Origin of the sequence: Pimelobacter simplex (assembly GCF_024662235.1) — a bacterium.
Lineage (GTDB): Bacteria > Actinomycetota > Actinomycetes > Propionibacteriales > Nocardioidaceae > Nocardioides.
In genome coordinates this window covers 105958-121939 of record NZ_CP096276.1, presented here as the reverse complement: position 1 = coordinate 121939, position 15982 = coordinate 105958, and the positions used below count along the sequence as shown (strand labels likewise).

Below are 15982 nucleotides of genomic sequence, written 5' to 3'. Positions count from 1 at the left end.
GAGGCTGCGCACGATGGATGACATGACCCAGGTCCCGCCTCCCCCGCCGTTCCCGCCGCCCTCCCCCTTCGAAGGAGCGCCGGCTTCCCCGGGCCGACGTCCACGACGGGCCGGCTTCGCGGTCGCCGTGCTGAGCGGCGCACTGCTGGTGGGAGGCGGGGCCGGGGTCGCCGGCGCCGCGCTCTACGACAACGCCAACGGTGGTGGGAGCCCGTCGAGCACGACTGCCCCGCTCCCGGTCGTCGACAGCGGCAACAAGCCGGCCGCGTCCGGCAGCGTCGAGTCCGTCGCCTCGGCGGTGCTGCCCTCGGTCGTCGAGCTCAACGTGAGCGGCGGCGGCTCGGGCGGCAGCGGCTCGGGCGTCATCCTCGACGCCGACGGCCTGATCCTCACCAACGACCACGTGGTCACGCTGGGCGGCCAGATCCAGGCCGACCAGGCCGAGGTCACCGTGTCCTTCAACAACGGCAAGAAGGCCCGCGCCACCGTGGTCGGTACCGACCCGCTCACCGACACCGCGCTGGTCAAGGTCGAGGGCGTCGACGGGCTCAAGCCGATCACCATCGGCAAGTCGAGCAACCTCGACGTGGGCGAGCAGGTGGTCGCCGTCGGGTCGCCGTTCGGCCTCGCCGCGACCGTCACCAGCGGCATCGTGAGCGCGCTCGACCGCCCGGTCGAGGTCGCCCGGGACGCCAACGGCAACGCGACGGCGTACCCGGCCATCCAGACCGACGCCGCGATCAACCCCGGCAACAGCGGCGGGCCGCTGGTCAACATGGACGGTCAGCTGGTCGGCATCAACGCCTCGATCCGCTCCACCGGCTCGGCCCAGGGCGGCGCGGAGTCCGGCTCGATCGGGCTCGGCTTCGCGATCCCGATCGACGAGGTGCTGCCGATCATCGACCAGCTCCGGGCGGGCGAGACGCCCACCCACGCCCGCCTCGGCATCCAGGTCCGCGACGCCGCCGGCACCGCCGGGTCGAGCGACAGCACGATCACCGGCGCCCGGATCCAGAGCATCGAGAACGGCTCCGCGGCCGGCAAGGCCGGGCTGAAGGACGGCGACATCATCACCGCCATCGACGACCACCAGATCGACACGACCGAGGGCCTGATCGCGACCGTGCGCTCCTACCGCCCCGGCGACACGGTCAAGGTCACCTACCAGCGCAACGGCAAGGAAGCCACCACCGACCTCGCGCTCGGCTCGGACGGCTAGAGAAGCCGCCACGCCCCACAGACGGGCCGGCGGAGCGCGGCTGACCTGCAGGGCGTGTCGGGGGGCATGCTCGCGGGACTCTCCTAGGAGCCGCCTCCGCCGGCCTTCCGGCGGTGCATCCGCGGACCGCCGCCGGCGACCTCGGACCCGTGCGCCTTCTCCTTGGTCGGGCTGTCCTCGTGGACGCCCTTCTCCTTGCGGTTCTTGCGGTCCAGGGCCTCGCGCATCTTGGCCTTCAGGTCATCGTTCGCGTTGTTGGCAGCCATGGGTCCACCGTCGCATCCAGGACCCACCCAGGCCAAGGGATTAACCGGCGCGGCGTTGGAGCTCTGCCGAACGCGCCGACGGGACGAAGCCGAGCTCCTCGTTGATGTCGATCATCGGCCCGTTGACCTCGGCGTTCCAGGTCACCAGGCGGCGTCCGGACACAGCCGGGCCGAGGTCGCGCTGGAGGGCCTGCAGGTTGGCCACCTTGAGCGCCACGCCCAGGCGATGACCGCGGTGCCCGCGGGCCACGAGCGTGCCCCACTGGAAGGCGACCCCGGGATCGTGCGCCGGGACCACGACCTCGGTGTAGGCCACGACCTCGCCGGCGGCGTCGAGCGCCACCGCGTGCCACGAACGGCGGCCCTGCCGGGCCTGGGTCGCCTCCATCGCCCGGAAGGCCGCGACATCGGCCGAGTCGTCCTCGCGCTCGGACTCCCCCGTCGGCGCCTCGGTCGGCAGCGTGCTCCACACCGCGAGCCAGCTCTCCACCAGCTCGTCGGGGACGGGGCCCTGCCACGCCTCGATCCGGTACGCCGCGTGGTGCGGCGCCGCGGCCTCCGCCAGCGCCACGAGCCGCTCCTCGCTCACCGGGAGCACCAGCTCGCGCTGCACCTCGCCGATGCCGAAGTGGTAGCCGCGCGCCAGCGCGAACGCCATGCCCGGGGTGCCGGCACCGTCGGCCGGCCCGTCGTAGGGCCACTGGGAGCGCGCATCGAGGCGGCTCCGGCAGGCCTCCGCGGCGCGCTCGTGGAGCCGGTCGAGCACCCGGCCGCCGTACCCGTGGCGGCGGTGGGCGGGCAGCACGTGGACGTCGAGCTCGGCGGCGTCCAGGTTGTCGAGCAGGCGCATCGCCAGCCAGCCCGCCGCGACCGGCTCGCCGTCGAGGAGGCCGAGGTGGAAGGTGTCGCGCCGCATCCCGTCGCTGGTGCCCACCACGACCGCGAGCTCCTCGGCGGTCCACGGGGTCGCGGGCGGGCCCACGTCGTGGCGCAGCGAGGCGGCGGTCACCGCGGCCCAGGCCCGGATCCCCGCGTCGTCGCCGTGGGCGACCTCGACGACCTCGAAGCCGCTCACCGGGTGCGCTCCACGCGTCCCTCGTCCCAGACCGGGCCGTCGGACTCGTAGACGGTGCCGTCGGAGCCGAACACGCAGAACCGGTCGAACCCGCGCGCGAACCACCGGTCGTGGGTCACCGCGACGACCGTGCCGTCGAAGGCCTCCAGGCCCTCCTCCAGCGCCTCGGCGGACTGCACGTCGAGGTTGTCGGTCGGCTCGTCGAGCAGCAGCAGCGTGGCGCCGGAGAGCTCGAGCAGCAGGATCTGGAAGCGCGCCTGCTGGCCGCCCGAGAGCGACTCGAACGGCTGCTCGGCGCTGTCGGCCAGCTCGTAGCGGTCGAGCACCCGGCTCGCCTGCTCCCTGCCCATCCCCTGGCGCCCCTGGGGTGTGCCGTCGCCGCGGTGCAGGATCTCCAGCAGCGTCCGCCCGACCAGCTCGGGGTGCTCGTGGGTCTGCACGAACCACCCCGGCCGCACCCGCGCGCCCAGCCGGGCCCGGCCCGCGTGGGCGACCGGCGCGATCGGCACGTCGCCGACCGGGCGGTGCTCGACGTCCGGGTCGGAGCCGCCCGCGGCGAGCAGGCGCAGGAAGTGGGACTTGCCGGAGCCGTTGGAGCCCAGCACGGCCAGCCGGTCGCCGTACCAGACCTCGATGTCGAAGGCCTTCATCAGCCCGGTCAGCTCGAGGTCCTCGCAGACCACCGCCCGCTTGCCCGTCCGCGCGCCGGACAGCCGCATCGTGACCTGCTGCTCGCGCGGCTGCTCGGTCGGCGGGCCGGCGTCCTCGAACTTGCGCAGCCGGGTCTGCGCCGCGCGGTACTGCGACGACATGCCGTCGTTGTACTCCGCCTTGATCTTGAGCCGCAGCACGAGCGCCTTGATCTTGGCGTGCTCCTCGTCCCAGCGCCGGCGCAGCTCGGCGAAGCGCGCGAACCGGTCCTTGCGCGCCTCGTGGTACGACGCGAACCCGCCCGGGTGCGTCCACGCGCTGTTGCCCGTGCCACCCGCCCCGAGCTCGACCGTGACCACGTGTGTCGCGGCGTTGGCGAGCAGCTCACGGTCGTGGCTGATGAAGAGGATCGTCTTGTCCGAGGCCGCGATCCGCTGCTCCAGCCAGATCTTGCCGGGCACGTCGAGGAAGTTGTCCGGCTCGTCGAGCAGCAGCACCTCCTCGGGCCCGGCCAGCAGGTACTCCAGCACCAGCCGCTTCTGCTCACCGCCGCTCAGCGTGCGCAGCTCGCGGTACTTGGCCCGGTCGTAGGGCACCGCGAGCGCCTTGACCGTGCACACGTCCCAGACCACCTCGACGTCGTACCCACCGGCGTCGGCGTACTCGGCGAGCGCGTGGGCATAGGCCAGCTGGGTCGCCTCGTCGTCGGTGTCCATCAACGCCAGCTCGTAGCGCTCCACCTCGGCCGCCGCCTGCTGCACCCGCTCGGGCGCCAGCCCCAGCAGCAGGTCCGCCACGGTCGGCTCCTCACCGAGCCCCCGGTCGACCATCTGCCGCATCACGCCCAGCCCACCCGAGCGCGTCACCGCGCCCGCATGGGGCTGGAGGTCACCGGTGATGATCCGGAACAGCGTCGTCTTGCCCGCACCGTTGGCGCCGACGAGCGCCACCTTGGCTCCCTCGCCGACCCGGAACGACACCTCGTCCAGGAGCACCCGCCCGTCGGGCAGCTCGTACCGGACGCCGGCGACCTCTACATGTCCCACGAGGGTCGATTGTCCGGGGTCGGCGGGCGGAAAGCGACCGGGTTTCGCGAGCTCAGCGCGCCCACTCGGCCGGACAGTGCTCGTGCTCGCGGCAGCAGGCGTGCGGATACATCTCCTCGTCCGGCCACGGGTGCGACCAGCCGGCGCCCGACAGCTCGGGATGGGTGCACTTGTAGCGCTCCGGCCGGTCCGGCGCCGCCGCCTGCTGCAGGACGGCGGCCCGCGCGTGCGTGAGCTCGCCGCTGCGGTCGAGCAGCCGGGCGACCTCGGAGAGCCGGCTCACTCGGCGACGAAGCGCGCGTCGATCTCGGCGGTGACCTCGATGTCCTCGGGCGACAGGTTGAGCTCGGCGCCACCGGCGCTGTCCTTCGCCGCCATCCGCATGTACGGCGCGCCGCCGCCCCCGCCGATCGGCGTGATCCCCTCGCCCAGCATCCCCGCGTCGGCCACCGCGACCGGGGTGACGGCGCCGAGGCCGAGCGCGTCGGCGTACTCCTGGGCGCGGCGGACGGCCTCCTGCACCGCACGGGTGCGGACCGCGCGCTCCAGGTCGTGACGGTTGCTCTCGGTCAGCGCCCAGACCACCCCGTCGAGGCTGAAGCCCTCGGTGCCGGCGACGTGACCGCTCACCCAGGCGCTGAGCGCGCCGAAGTCGCGGAACTTCACCTCGACGCCGACGCTGGCGTGGTGGACGAGCGGGAGCTGCTTGCCGTCCTGGTTCCACGGGCGGTTGGCCCAGGTGCGCACGTGCTTGGTCGACCACCAGGTGACCGGCCCCTGGTCGGGGTCGTGCATCGGCTGGATCGACTTCTTCACGCTGTCGAGGTCGCGCAGCACGCGGTCGTAGACGGGCTGCATCTTCGGCCCCTCGAACCCGAGGGTGACCTGGACGGTGCCCCGCTCGGGGCGCTGGAACGCGGTGTGCGCCCCGCGCACGGTGAACTCGGTCGGCATGCGCCCACTGTAGGGGCGCCTCCCTCAGCCGCGGCGGGACTCGAGGACCCGGAACCCCTTGGCGCTCGCCAGCCGCTCGGTCGGGAAGCCCTGCTCGCCCAGCCAGCGCTGCAGCGAGTCCGCACCGAGGTTCTTGCCGACCACCATCACCGCGCGGCCGCCCGGGGCGAGCCGCGGCAGCCAGGTCAGCAGCAGCTCGTGGAGCGCCGCCTTGCCGATCCGGATGGGCGGGTTCGACCAGATCTCGTCGTACGTCGCCGCGGGGTCGATCCCCTCGGGCGTGGCCGCGGTGAACCGGTCGGTGACGCCGAGCGTGGCGGCGTTCTCGTTGGCGAGGAGCACGGCGCGCTGGTTGACGTCGACCGCGGTGACCACGGCCTCGGGGGCCGCGACGGCGCAGGCGAGCCCGATCACGCCGTACCCGCAGCCGAGGTCGAGGATCCGCCCGCCGGCGGGCGGCTCGGTCTCGCGGAACAGGATCGACGTACCGATGTCGAGGCGGCCCTGCGCGAACACCCCGGAGCCGCTGACCAGGTCGAGCTCGACGCCCCACACCTCGGCGTGGACCGGCGCGCGCTGGAAGGCCACCGACGGGTCGGCGGAGAAGTAGTGCTCGTCGCTCATCCCTCGGCCCCTTCCGCCAACGTACGTCGTGCCGACGCCTGCGCGACCCGCTCGGCCAGCTCGGCGTCGTCCGGGTAGGCGACCTCCTCGAGCGTCAGCCCGTGCGCCGGGACGACGACGACGTTCTGGTCGCGCCGCCGCCCGGTCAGGATCTCCGCCGCCCAGGCGGGATCCTTGCGCCCCTCGCCCACCGCGATCATGCAGCCGACCAGCGCCCGCACCATCGAGTGGCAGAACGCATCGGCCTGCACGTGCCCGAGCAGCATCCCCTCGGGCGTCCGGGTCCAGCCGAACTCCAGGAGCGTCCGGATCGTCGTCGCACCCTCCCGGTGCTTGCAGAACGCCGCGAAGTCGTGCAGCCCGACCAGCGACCGCGCCGCCTCGTCCATCGCCGCGACGTCGAGCGCCCGCGGCCAGAAGAGCACGTGGTTGCGCACGAGCGGGTCCACCCGGGCCGGGTCGTCCACGATCCGGTAGGCATAGCGCCGCCACAGCGCCGCGAACCGCGCGTCGAACGCCTCCGGCGCCACGCTGATCCGCCGCACCCGCGCGTCCTTCGCCAGCACCCCGTTGACCCGCCGGGCCAGCACGTCGAGCTGCCCGAGCTGGCGCGCCGCCGTCTCCGAGCCCTGCTCGGCGTCCTCCGGTACGTCGACGTGCGCGACCTGGCCGCGCGCGTGCACCCCGGAGTCGGTCCGGCCGGCACAGGTGACCCGCAGCGACCCCTCCGGCAGCCGCAGCACCGTGGTCAGCGCACTGGTCAGCTCGGCCTGGACGGTCCGCAGACCCGGCTGCGCCGCCCAGCCCCGGAAGTCGGCGCCGTCGTAGGCGAGATCGATCCGCAGGCGCACCCGAGAAGCCTAGGGGGTCTGGGCGCCCGGGCCTCACTCGCAGCCGACGCCGTCTCCGTCACGGTCGAGGTGGGAGCCGTAGCCGGGGTCGCCGATGCGGATCGGGGCCGCGCCGTGGGCGCGGACGTCGTCGCAGTTCTCGTAGGAGACGGTGACGGGGGCCGGCTTCGGCTTCGGCTTGGGCTTGGGCTTCGGCTTGGGCGCGGGCTTGGGCTTCGGGGCCGGCTTCGGCTGGGGTGTCGCGGTCGCGCCGGTGTCGGCGAACCCGCGCACCGAGGGCGTGGGCGTGGCCGTGACCGTGGCGGTCACCGTCGCCGTCGCGGTCGTGGTGACCGTCGCCGTCGCCCGCGCCGCCGGATCGGCGGACTCCTGGCCGCCGCACGCGCCGAGCGCCATCGTCACCGCCAGGACCGGCAGCAGCCCGGCCACCCGCCACGTACGCACCCTCGTCCTCATGCGGGCTGACGCTAGACCGCTTCTCCCTCGGCCGGGGCAGTTTCAGACAATTCGTCCCGCGTCGGCGGATCCGCCCCCACCCGCCCGACCGTCACCGCGGCCGCCCGGGCGGCGTACGCCAGCGCCGCGGTCCACGCCTCGGGCCCCAGGCCGCAGATCCGCTCCCGGCCGCCCGGTCCGAGCACCGGCCACAGGTGGTCGAGCAGCCCGGCCGCGAAGGTGTCCCCCGCGCCGATGGTGTCGACGACCTCGACCGGCGGCGCGTGCACCCCGCCGGTCGACCAGTCCGTACCGGAGCAGGCGTGCCACGACGCGCCGTCCCCGCCGTGGGTGACGACCACGGCGACCGGGCCGCCGGCGATCGCGAGCAGCGCGGTGGCGCTCTCCCCCACGAACCGCTCGGGCCACAGCGCGAGCAGGTCCTCGTCCGAGGCCTTGACGATGTCGGCGAGCGCGGCCATCCGGAGCACCCCGGCGGCGACGTCCGGTCCGGTGCCGGTGACCGCGGGGCGCAGGTTGATGTCGTACGAGACGGTCGCACCGGCCGCGCGCAGCCGCTCGACCAGGGCGAGCGTGTCCGCTGAGCCCGGCGCGAGCAGCGGCGCCTGGGAGGTCACGTGGACGACGCGGGCCGCCTCCGCAGGCTCCTCGACGTCCGCCGGCAGCTCCCACCCCATCGCGAAGGTGTACGTCGCCGCGCCGTCCCCACCGATCACCGCCTCCGCGCGCGAGGTCGCCCCCAGCACGGTCGGCGTCCCCGCCAGGCCGACCCCCGCCGCCCGCAGGTGCTCGGCGACGAGACGACCCGCCGCATCGTCGCCGTACGACGTCGCGAGCCGGACCGCGCGCCCCAGCCGGGCGAGCGCGACGGCGACGTTGACGGCCGAGCCGCCCGGGCGTTCGACGGGGGCCAGGCCCGGCGCGTGGACGACGTCCAGCACGGACTCCCCGATCACCAGCGCTGTCATCCCGACACACTAGTGTCGCGACGTGGCCCTGGAGACGTCCCTCGAGAAGCCGGCGCCGGTCCGGGCGATCGCGAACGCGATCTCCGGGTGGGTCGACCGGCTCGGGGCGGTGTGGGTCGAGGGCCAGGTGACCCAGGTGAGCCGGCGTCCCGGCCTGGCCACGGTGTTCCTGACGCTGCGCGACTCGGTCGCGGACATCTCGGTGCCGGTCACCTGCTCGCGGGTGATGTTCGACAGCCTGCCGACCCCGGTGACCGAGGGGGCGAGCGTCGTCATCCACGCGCGGCCGTCGTACTACGCCAACCGGGGGACGCTCTCGCTCCAGGCCCGCGAGATCCGGATGGTCGGCCTCGGCGAGCTGCTCGCCCGCCTCGAGCGCCGCCGTCAGCTCCTCGCTGCCGAGGGACTCTTCGCGCCCGAGCGCAAGCGCCGGCTGCCGACCGTGCCGACCCGGGTCGGCCTGGTCACCGCGCCCGGCTCGGCCGCCGAGCGCGATGTCGTCGAGAACGCCACCCGCCGCTGGCCCGCCGTCGCCTTCACCACCGCCTACGCCTCGATGCAGGGCGCGCGCTCGGCCGCCGAGGTCATCGAGGCGGTACGACGCCTCGACGCCGACCCCGCCGTCGACGTGATCGTCGTGTCCCGCGGCGGCGGTTCGGTCGAGGACCTGCTGCCCTTCTCCGACGAGGGCCTGATCCGGGTCGTGTCCGCCGCCCGCACCCCCGTCGTCTCCGCGATCGGCCACGAGCCCGACAGCCCGCTGCTCGACCTCGTCGCCGACGTCCGCGCCTCGACCCCGACCGACGCGGCCAAGCTGATCGTCCCCGACATCGCCCAGGAGCGCGCGATGCTCGACCGCGCCCGCGAGGCCCTGCGCCGCGCCGCACGCACCCGCGTCGACCGCGAGCAGGCCCAGCTCGACGCGATCCGCTCCCGCCCCGCACTCGCCCACCCCGGCACCCTCCTCGACGCCCGCCTCGACGAGCTCGACGACTGGCGCACCCGGATCCGCCGCCAGCTCGAGTGGCAGCTCGACCGCGCCGCCGACGACCTCGACCACCGCCGTGCCCGGGTCCGCGCGCTGTCCCCGCTGGCCACCCTGCGCCGCGGGTACGCCGTCCTCCAGGACGACGCCGGCCGCGTCGTCACCTCTGTCCATGACGTCGCCGCCGACGCCCCGCTCTCGGTGCGCGTCGCCGACGGCCGCATCCACGTCACCGCCACCACGACCGAGTCGATCGAGGAGAACCATGACTGACGAGCCCGGGACCGCGACCACCGAGGAGCTGTCCTACGAGGACGCCCGCGCCGAGCTGGTCGAGGTCGTGCGGCAGCTCGAGGCCGGCGGTACGACGCTCGAGGAGTCACTGGCCCTGTGGGAGCGCGGCGAGGCGCTGGCCACCGTCTGCCAGGGCTGGATCGACGGGGTCCGGGCACGGCTCGACGCGGTGCTCGACGACGAGTCCGCGGAGGCGGACGACGACGACGAGGACTAGCGGATCTTCGTCGTCACGAGCGCGTCGACGATCGACTGCAGCTCCTGCTTCGACGCCGAGCCGAACACCAGCACGGTGTTCTCGCCGACCTTCGCGACGTACGCCGCGTCACCGCCCTTGTCGGTGTAGCCCTTCCACTCCCGCGCGACCGGCGCCGCGACCGACGCGGGGACGGTGTAGCCCGCACCCGCCTGGGTCTCCTCGTCGACCCACTTGGTCAGCAGCGCCGACGACGTCGCACGCTCCTGCCGGACGGCGACGAAGCGCTCCTTGTCAGTGAGCATCCGGACCATGAAGACCGGGTCCTCCTCGGACGGCGTCACGTCGACGCCGGTCGAGATCCAGCCCGCGGGCAGTGCGCTCGGGTAGACCGGCGTCAGCCCGGCCTGCTGGGCCGACTGCACGGTCTCGAGGTAGTCGACCGCCTCCGGCTTGATCTCCGTGGAGCTGCGGAAGGCGCCCATGAAGTAGAGGAGGCCGCCGATGACCAGGACCGTCACCAGCAGCGAGGAGATGAGACCGCTGAAGGAGCGCTGGTAGCGGCCCGGACGGCCGGTGGACTCGGTCTGCTGCGTGCTCATCTCGCCCCCAGTGTCCCAGCCGGCCCCACGAAGCACACACCCGGGAGGGCGCACGACGACGAACCTACCCAACGGTTGTTGCACTCTTGGCAACATTTGCTACGTACTTCCTAGGTAAATGCCCTAGGGTCCGGATGGTGTCCACACCAACGAAGAAGCGCACCACCCTGCTGCGCCGGCTGGCCGCGGCGAGCGCCGTGCTGGCCCTCCCCCTGACCGCGACCGCCATCGCCCCGGCGGCCCACGCCGACGACAACGCGACCCTGACGGTCGTCGGGACGAGCGACGTCTACGACTCGTTCCTGGTCCAGACGATCCTCAAGCCGCAGTTCGAGGCGGCGTACCCGCAGTACACGCTCAACTACGTCAGCCGCGGCACGGGCGCCGCGATCGCCTACGCCAAGTCCGGCGCGGCGAGCGCGATGATCGTCCACGCGGCGGCGCTGGAGAACCAGTTCGTCGACGAGGGCTACTCGCTCGAGTCGTACGGTCGCGCGATCTTCTGGGGCGACTACATCCTCGGCGGCCCGGCCGCCGACCCCGCCGGCATCTCGAGCGCGGGCCACGGCAACGACATCGTCCGCACCTTCCAGGACATCGCCACCGCCGGAGCCGCCGGTACGGCGACCTTCGTCTCGCGCGGTGGCACCCCCGGCACCACCGTGCAGGAGCACGCGATCTGGGCCGAGACGACCGGCGTACCGCTCTGCACGATCAGCGCCTCCGACGGCGGCGGCATGGCGCCCACCACCGGCAACGGCGCGTGCGGCACGGTCGCCGACCTGCCCGCTTGGTACAAGCGCACGGACCTGACCCAGGCCCCGAACATCCTCGCGGCGAGCACCTGCAACTTCTCGCCGCGCCCGGCGAACAGCTGCTACGTCTTCACCGACCGCGGCACGTTCAACTACCTCCAGTCGACCGCGCAGGCCACGAACCTGACGATCCTGACCCGGGACAACGCCCCCAACGCGATCGGCGGCCCCGACCTCCTGGTCAACTCGTTCCACGCCTACGCCATCAACCCGGCGAAGTTCACCGCCAACCCCGGCGTCTCCATCAACACCGCGGCGGCCACGGCCTTCCTCAACTGGGTGACGTCCCCGGCCGGCCAGACCGCCGTCGGCGGCTACCTGAACGACACCGGCGACGCGCCCTTCCTGCCCTCCGCGGCCCCGGCCGTCACCACCTCGACCGTCCCGGCCTCGCTCGTCTCCGGCCAGACGCTCAAGGTGACCGGCACCCTGCGCAATGTCGTACCGGGCACGCCGAAGCTGGACTTCGTCCCCGTCAAGCTCGTCGGTACGCCGACCGGCGGCAGCGCCGCCACGACCGTCGCCACCGCGACCACCGATGCCACCGGCGCCTTCACCCTGACCTACAAGCCGACCGCGTCGATGAGATACGCCGTCGTCACCGACCAGATCACCAAGATCGAGAACACCACCCTCGACCCGATCTTCGGCGACCTGCTCGCCCCGACCGAGACCTCCCTCGGCACGGTCAACGTCACGGCTGCCCCGCTCGCCAAGGGCACGGTCACCGCGAAGGCGGCCAAGGCCGGCGCCAAGACCCGCTTCCACGGCAAGCTCACGCCCGCCGCCGGCAGCGCGAAGGCCAAGGTCGTCGTCTACGTGAAGGTGGCCGGCGCGAAGAAGTTCCGCGCCCTGACCACCGTCGCGCTCCGCAAGGGCGCGAAGACCTGGAGCACGAAGGTCCGGGTCAAGGGCAAGCGCTTCACCTACTACGTGAAGTACACCAACCCCGGCACCAGCACCCCCGCCACCTCGCCCAAGAAGCGGACGGCCCGCTGAGCAAGCGCACGCGACGGCTGACGTGGTCGCTCCTGGCCCTCGGGCTGGGGGCGACCGCGTCGCTCGTCGGCATGACGGCGGACCCGGCGGCCGCCGGGCCCTGCCCGGGCAGCGCCGTCGACGGGTGCGTGATCGTCACGCTGACCGGGCCCGAGGGCCGGACCGTGCTGGTGCCGGGCAGCGACATCAGGGCCTGGGCGGCCGAGGCGGGTGAGCACAACCCCGACTACGACATCCGTCGCGTCCCCGGGGGCCCGGTCGAGGACCGGGTGACCGCCACGAGTGCGCTGCCGGTCCGCGACCTGATCGAGCACCTGACCCGGCCCGGCGCCGCACTCGACGGACTGCAGCCGTCGGACGTGACGATCGTGAAGCTCCCCCACCCCCAGAACGACTACATCTCCACGCTCGGCAAGGCCGACCTCGGCCCCGCAGGCAGCGGCGGCTTCGCCGACGGCCTCGAACCGGTCGTGTACCTCGCCGACTCCGACGCCGTCTCCTACATCCGTCCCCTGCGCCCCGGCACCGACGACGTCAACGGCGACGACGACCTGCGGCCGGGAGGACGGATCGCCCTCGAGCTGACCCTCAGCACCACCGGCCGCGTCCTCACCCCGGAGATCACGGTGACCCCGGCCCACCCGGCCGTCGGCCAGAAGGTCCGGTTCCGCGCCGACGTGCCGGGCGCGCCGTACCCGTCGCGGCTCACCTACCGCTGGCAGCTCGGGAGCGCCGGCGCGGCCGACCCGCAGAACCCGGCGACGGCATCGGCGACCTGGACGACCAAGGGCGGCCGGACGATCGGCCTGGTCGTCACCGACGACCGCGACTCCTACGGCCGCGCCCTCGCGACCTTCACGGTCGGGGACGCACCACCCCCGACCGAGACCCCCACCGTCCCGGTCCAACCCGGCGGAGGTGGCGGCAAGGGCGACGGCAACGGCGAGTCCAAGGGCCCCCCGGGCGGCCGGCACGCGACCCCCGGAGGCACCGGGACCGACGGCGCACCGGGCCCGACCGGACCGACCGAACCCGCCGGCACGGCGACGACCTCACCGCCCCCCGCACCTGACCCCGACCCCGACGACGGCACCGTCCGCGGCCTCCTCCTCAGCTCCGGTACGACGACCGGCGGCGCGGACGCCCCCGCACCCACCGAGGGCCCGGCGACCAGCTCGACCGTCGTGCCGCCCAAGCACCCGTTCCGGATCGCCACGGGCGTGTGGTTCGCGCTGCTGGCGGGGCTCCTCGTCCTCGTCGGCGCGGCCGGAGAGCTGCGCGACGTACTCCGCACCAGGAAGGCCACCTCATGAAGGACCAGCTCTACGAGACGATCTTCCGGGCCTCGGAGGCGCTCGAGATCCCCGTCGTGGTGCTCGCGCTCGCCTCGCTCGCGTGGGTGGTGGTCGAGCTGGGCTCGTTCGCCGCCGAGACGGCGCGGCGGCTGCAGCGCCGGCTGCCGGCGCTGGTGCAGGCGGCGGACCGGGCGCGCGGGGCGCTCGACGCGGGCGACCGGGACGCGATGGCGCAGGCGCTGCGCGCCGTCGCGTGGAGCCCGGCGATGGGGGCGGTGCTCGCCTCGTTCGCGCGGGACGCCGGGACCCCGGGGGCCGAGGCACGGATGGCCAAGCAGCTCGCCGACTTCGACTTCGGCCGGCAGCGCCGGCTCGGGCGGACCCGGCTGCTGGTGCGGACCGGCCCGGCGCTCGGGCTGATGGGCACGCTGATCCCCCTCTCGCCGGCACTCGAAGGGCTGGCCGCCGGCGACATCGCCGCGCTCTCGGACAACCTGCGCCTCGCGTTCAGCATCACCGTGCTCGGCCTGCTGGTCGGCGCGGGGGCCTTCGCGATCTCGCTGGCCCGGGACCGGATCTACGGCCAGGACTTCTCCGACCTCGAGTACGTCGCCGCGATCCTCACCGCCCCGGCGGACCAGACCGCCCCGGCCGAGGAGCCCGTCCGGTGATCCGGGTCAACCCGCGCGCCCGGCGCCACGAGGACCGGGCCGGCGACCCGCTCGACGGCCTGGTCAACCTGTTCGACCTCGGGATCGTGCTGTCGGTCGGCTTCCTGCTCGCCGCGCTGTCCTCGCTCAACCTGGCCGACACCCTCACCAAGGACGGCGCACCGGCCCAGCAGCCGCCCCCGGGCTCGATCACGGTGCCGCCGGACGCGGAGGTGTCCGACGTACCGACCGATGCGCCGTCGGTGGTCGGCCAGGGCGAGCAGGTGGGCCAGGTCTACCGGCTCAACGACGGCCGCCTCGTCTACGTCGTCCCGAAGCCCTCCGCCGGACCGACTCCGTGAACTTCTGGACCGACGGCTTCGGCCAGGCCTGGGACCTGGTGCTCGGCCGCGAGCCGTGGCTGCTCGACCTGACGCTGACCACGCTCAAGGTGGCGCTGCTGCCGACGCTCGTCGCCTTCGTGATCGGGCTGCCGATCGGGCTGGCGCTCGGGCTGGGCCGGTTCCGCGGACGCGGCGTCGGGCTGGTGCTCGCGAACGCCGGGCTGGGCCTGCCGCCGGTGATCGTGGGGCTGTTCCTGGTCCTGCTCATGTTCCCGGTCGGGCCGCTGGGCCGCCTGCACCTGCTGTTCACGCTCAACGGCGTCTACGTCGCCCAGACGGTTCTCGCACTGCCGATCATCGTGGCCCTCAGCGCCTCCGCGGTGCGCGACGTCTCCCCCGGCCTGCTCGACCAGGCCCGCGCGTTCGGCGCGGGCCGGCTGCGGGTCGGCGCGCTCGCGGCCCGCGAGGCGCGGACCGGGATCCTCGCCGCGGTCATCGCCGCCATCGGCTCGGGGCTCTCGGAGGTCGGCGCCGTCGTCCTGGTCGGCGGCAATATCGACGGCCTGACCCAGACGCTGGCCAGCGCGACGCTGGCGCGGGTCAACGCCGCGCACTGGGCCGAGGCGATCGCGATCGGCATCGTGCTGCTCGGCCTGATCCTCGTCGTGGTCGCGCTGCTCACCATGCTCCAGTACGGCCGGCGGCGGCCCGGACCGCCGAGGCGGGCGACATGAACGACATGGTCGACGTGAGCGGCGAGCGGCTCCTCACCCTCGACGCCCTGCAGGTACGCCGCGGCCGGGCGAGCGTCGTCCACGGCGTCGACCTGACCCTGGACCGCGGCGAGGTCGTGGCGGTGCTCGGCCCGAACGGCGCGGGCAAGAGCAGCCTGCTCGAAGCGGTCGGCGGCGTGGTCCGCGCCCACGGCGGCCGGGTCGAGCGGACCGGACGCGTCGCCTCCGTGTTGCAGGCCCCGGGTCTGGCGAGCCGGTCGGTGCGCGCGAACGTCGAGCTCGCGCTCGCCTGGTGGGGCGTCCCGCGGTCGCAGCGGCGGGCGCGGGCGATGGAGGCGCTGGAGCAGATGCGCGCCGCGCACCTCGCCCGGCGCCACGCGACGACCCTGTCGGGCGGGGAGCGGCGCCGGGTCCACGTCGCCCGTGGGATCGCGCTCCGGCCCGACCTGCTGCTCCTCGACGAGCCGTTCGCCGGCCTCGACGCCGAGACCCGCGCCGCGCTGTGCGAGGACACGGGGTCGGCGCTGCGCACCGCGGCGGGCGGCGTCCTCGTCGTCGTCCACGACCGCGCGGAGGCCTGGGCGCTGGCGACCCGGCTGGTCGTCATGATCGAGGGCCGGATCGTCGCCGCGGGCGGTCCGGACGCGCTCCTCGCCGCCCCGCCGAGCGCCGAGGTCGCCCGCTTCCTCGGGTACGACGGCGAGCTGGTCCTCGGCGACGAGCTGGTCCTGACCCGTCCCCCGCACGTCGTCCTCGACGCCGCCGGCGAGCTCACCGGCACCGTCACCCGGCTGGTCCCCCAGCAGGACGGCGTCCGGATCGAGGTCACCGGAGCGCACGGCGCCGTGCGGACCGTCCGGCCGACCGGGAGCGTCGGTCTCGGCGACCCCGTCCGGTTCCGGCTCGACGGCGCGGTCCGGTTCCCCGCCCCGGCGGCGACGGGAGCGCCCTAGGATGA

General features: G+C 74.1%; 19 protein-coding genes. 9 read left to right on the top strand and 10 right to left on the bottom strand.

What is annotated here, in order from left to right:
* The first annotated feature begins 13 nt into the window (after nucleotides 1–13).
* Nucleotides 14–1219 (top strand): S1C family serine protease, encoded by a 1206-nt coding sequence (locus M0M48_RS00650; RefSeq protein WP_257753994.1) that lies wholly within the window; start codon nucleotides 14–16, stop codon nucleotides 1217–1219.
* An 83-nt stretch (nucleotides 1220–1302) separates the two neighbouring features.
* On the opposite strand, the gene M0M48_RS00645 is transcribed toward M0M48_RS00650, so the two are convergent.
* From M0M48_RS00645 to M0M48_RS00605, 9 genes are read right to left on the bottom strand one after another with little or no spacing between them, the layout of a single operon-like run.
* A complete protein-coding gene (locus M0M48_RS00645; protein ID WP_215813131.1) occupies nucleotides 1303–1485 on the bottom strand; it encodes a DUF5302 domain-containing protein in 183 nt (60 codons plus the stop codon).
* Nucleotides 1486–1525: 40 nt separating this feature from the next.
* Complete coding sequence (locus M0M48_RS00640; RefSeq protein WP_257753993.1) at nucleotides 1526–2560, bottom strand: GNAT family N-acetyltransferase; 1035 nt, start codon at nucleotides 2558–2560, stop codon at nucleotides 1526–1528.
* On the bottom strand, nucleotides 2557–4257 hold the full coding sequence (locus M0M48_RS00635; protein ID WP_257753992.1) for an ABC-F family ATP-binding cassette domain-containing protein: 1701 nt from the start codon (nucleotides 4255–4257) through the stop codon (nucleotides 2557–2559). The genes M0M48_RS00640 and M0M48_RS00635 overlap by 4 nt, the downstream gene beginning before the upstream one ends.
* 52 nt (nucleotides 4258–4309) lie before the next feature.
* The gene (locus tag M0M48_RS00630) at nucleotides 4310–4540 is read right to left on the bottom strand and encodes a hypothetical protein (RefSeq protein WP_215813134.1); all 231 of its coding nucleotides are present in this window, start codon (nucleotides 4538–4540) and stop codon (nucleotides 4310–4312) included.
* Entirely contained in the window at nucleotides 4537–5211 is a 675-nt protein-coding gene (locus M0M48_RS00625) for an SIMPL domain-containing protein (RefSeq protein WP_215813135.1), read from the bottom strand. Before M0M48_RS00625 ends, M0M48_RS00630 begins: the two co-directional genes overlap by 4 nt.
* A gap of 24 nt (nucleotides 5212–5235) precedes the next feature.
* Nucleotides 5236–5835 carry a class I SAM-dependent methyltransferase gene (locus tag M0M48_RS00620; protein ID WP_257753991.1) on the bottom strand — a complete coding sequence of 200 codons (600 nt, stop codon included), beginning with the start codon at nucleotides 5833–5835 and terminating at the stop codon, nucleotides 5236–5238.
* Complete coding sequence (gene truA / locus M0M48_RS00615; RefSeq protein WP_257753990.1) at nucleotides 5832–6686, bottom strand: tRNA pseudouridine(38-40) synthase TruA; 855 nt, start codon at nucleotides 6684–6686, stop codon at nucleotides 5832–5834. Before truA ends, M0M48_RS00620 begins: the two co-directional genes overlap by 4 nt.
* A gap of 33 nt (nucleotides 6687–6719) precedes the next feature.
* The gene (locus M0M48_RS00610) at nucleotides 6720–7142 is read right to left on the bottom strand and encodes an excalibur calcium-binding domain-containing protein (RefSeq protein ID WP_257753989.1); all 423 of its coding nucleotides are present in this window, start codon (nucleotides 7140–7142) and stop codon (nucleotides 6720–6722) included.
* Between the two features lie 11 nt (nucleotides 7143–7153).
* On the bottom strand, nucleotides 7154–8110 hold the full coding sequence (locus M0M48_RS00605; RefSeq protein ID WP_257753988.1) for a PfkB family carbohydrate kinase: 957 nt from the start codon (nucleotides 8108–8110) through the stop codon (nucleotides 7154–7156).
* A gap of 22 nt (nucleotides 8111–8132) precedes the next feature.
* On the opposite strand from M0M48_RS00605, the gene xseA reads away from it, so the two are divergent.
* Nucleotides 8133–9368, top strand: coding sequence for an exodeoxyribonuclease VII large subunit (gene xseA, locus M0M48_RS00600; RefSeq protein WP_257753987.1), 1236 nt, complete (start codon nucleotides 8133–8135; stop codon nucleotides 9366–9368).
* Nucleotides 9361–9606, top strand: coding sequence for an exodeoxyribonuclease VII small subunit (locus M0M48_RS00595; protein WP_257753986.1), 246 nt, complete (start codon nucleotides 9361–9363; stop codon nucleotides 9604–9606). The genes xseA and M0M48_RS00595 overlap by 8 nt, the downstream gene beginning before the upstream one ends.
* Here the strand turns inward: M0M48_RS00595 and M0M48_RS00590 are convergent.
* Entirely contained in the window at nucleotides 9603–10187 is a 585-nt protein-coding gene (locus tag M0M48_RS00590; RefSeq protein ID WP_257753985.1) for a DUF4245 domain-containing protein, read from the bottom strand. The genes M0M48_RS00595 and M0M48_RS00590 overlap by 4 nt on opposite strands.
* Nucleotides 10188–10324: 137 nt before the next feature.
* Between M0M48_RS00590 and M0M48_RS00585 the strand changes: the two genes are divergently transcribed.
* From M0M48_RS00585 to M0M48_RS00560, 6 genes are all read left to right on the top strand, one after another.
* The gene (locus tag M0M48_RS00585; protein ID WP_257753984.1) at nucleotides 10325–12001 is read left to right on the top strand and encodes a substrate-binding domain-containing protein; all 1677 of its coding nucleotides are present in this window, start codon (nucleotides 10325–10327) and stop codon (nucleotides 11999–12001) included.
* Between the two features lie 71 nt (nucleotides 12002–12072).
* Nucleotides 12073–13314 (top strand): hypothetical protein, encoded by a 1242-nt coding sequence (locus M0M48_RS00580; protein ID WP_257753983.1) that lies wholly within the window; start codon nucleotides 12073–12075, stop codon nucleotides 13312–13314.
* Nucleotides 13311–13967, top strand: a complete 657-nt coding sequence (locus tag M0M48_RS00575; protein ID WP_257753982.1) for a MotA/TolQ/ExbB proton channel family protein — start codon at nucleotides 13311–13313, stop codon at nucleotides 13965–13967. Before M0M48_RS00580 ends, M0M48_RS00575 begins: the two co-directional genes overlap by 4 nt.
* Nucleotides 13964–14308, top strand: coding sequence for a DUF2149 domain-containing protein (locus M0M48_RS00570; RefSeq protein WP_215813146.1), 345 nt, complete (start codon nucleotides 13964–13966; stop codon nucleotides 14306–14308). The genes M0M48_RS00575 and M0M48_RS00570 overlap by 4 nt, the downstream gene beginning before the upstream one ends.
* Complete coding sequence (locus tag M0M48_RS00565) at nucleotides 14305–15024, top strand: ABC transporter permease (RefSeq protein ID WP_215813147.1); 720 nt, start codon at nucleotides 14305–14307, stop codon at nucleotides 15022–15024. Before M0M48_RS00570 ends, M0M48_RS00565 begins: the two co-directional genes overlap by 4 nt.
* Entirely contained in the window at nucleotides 15021–15977 is a 957-nt protein-coding gene (locus M0M48_RS00560) for an ABC transporter ATP-binding protein (protein WP_257753981.1), read from the top strand. Before M0M48_RS00565 ends, M0M48_RS00560 begins: the two co-directional genes overlap by 4 nt.
* The last annotated feature ends 5 nt before the right edge of the window (nucleotides 15978–15982 follow it).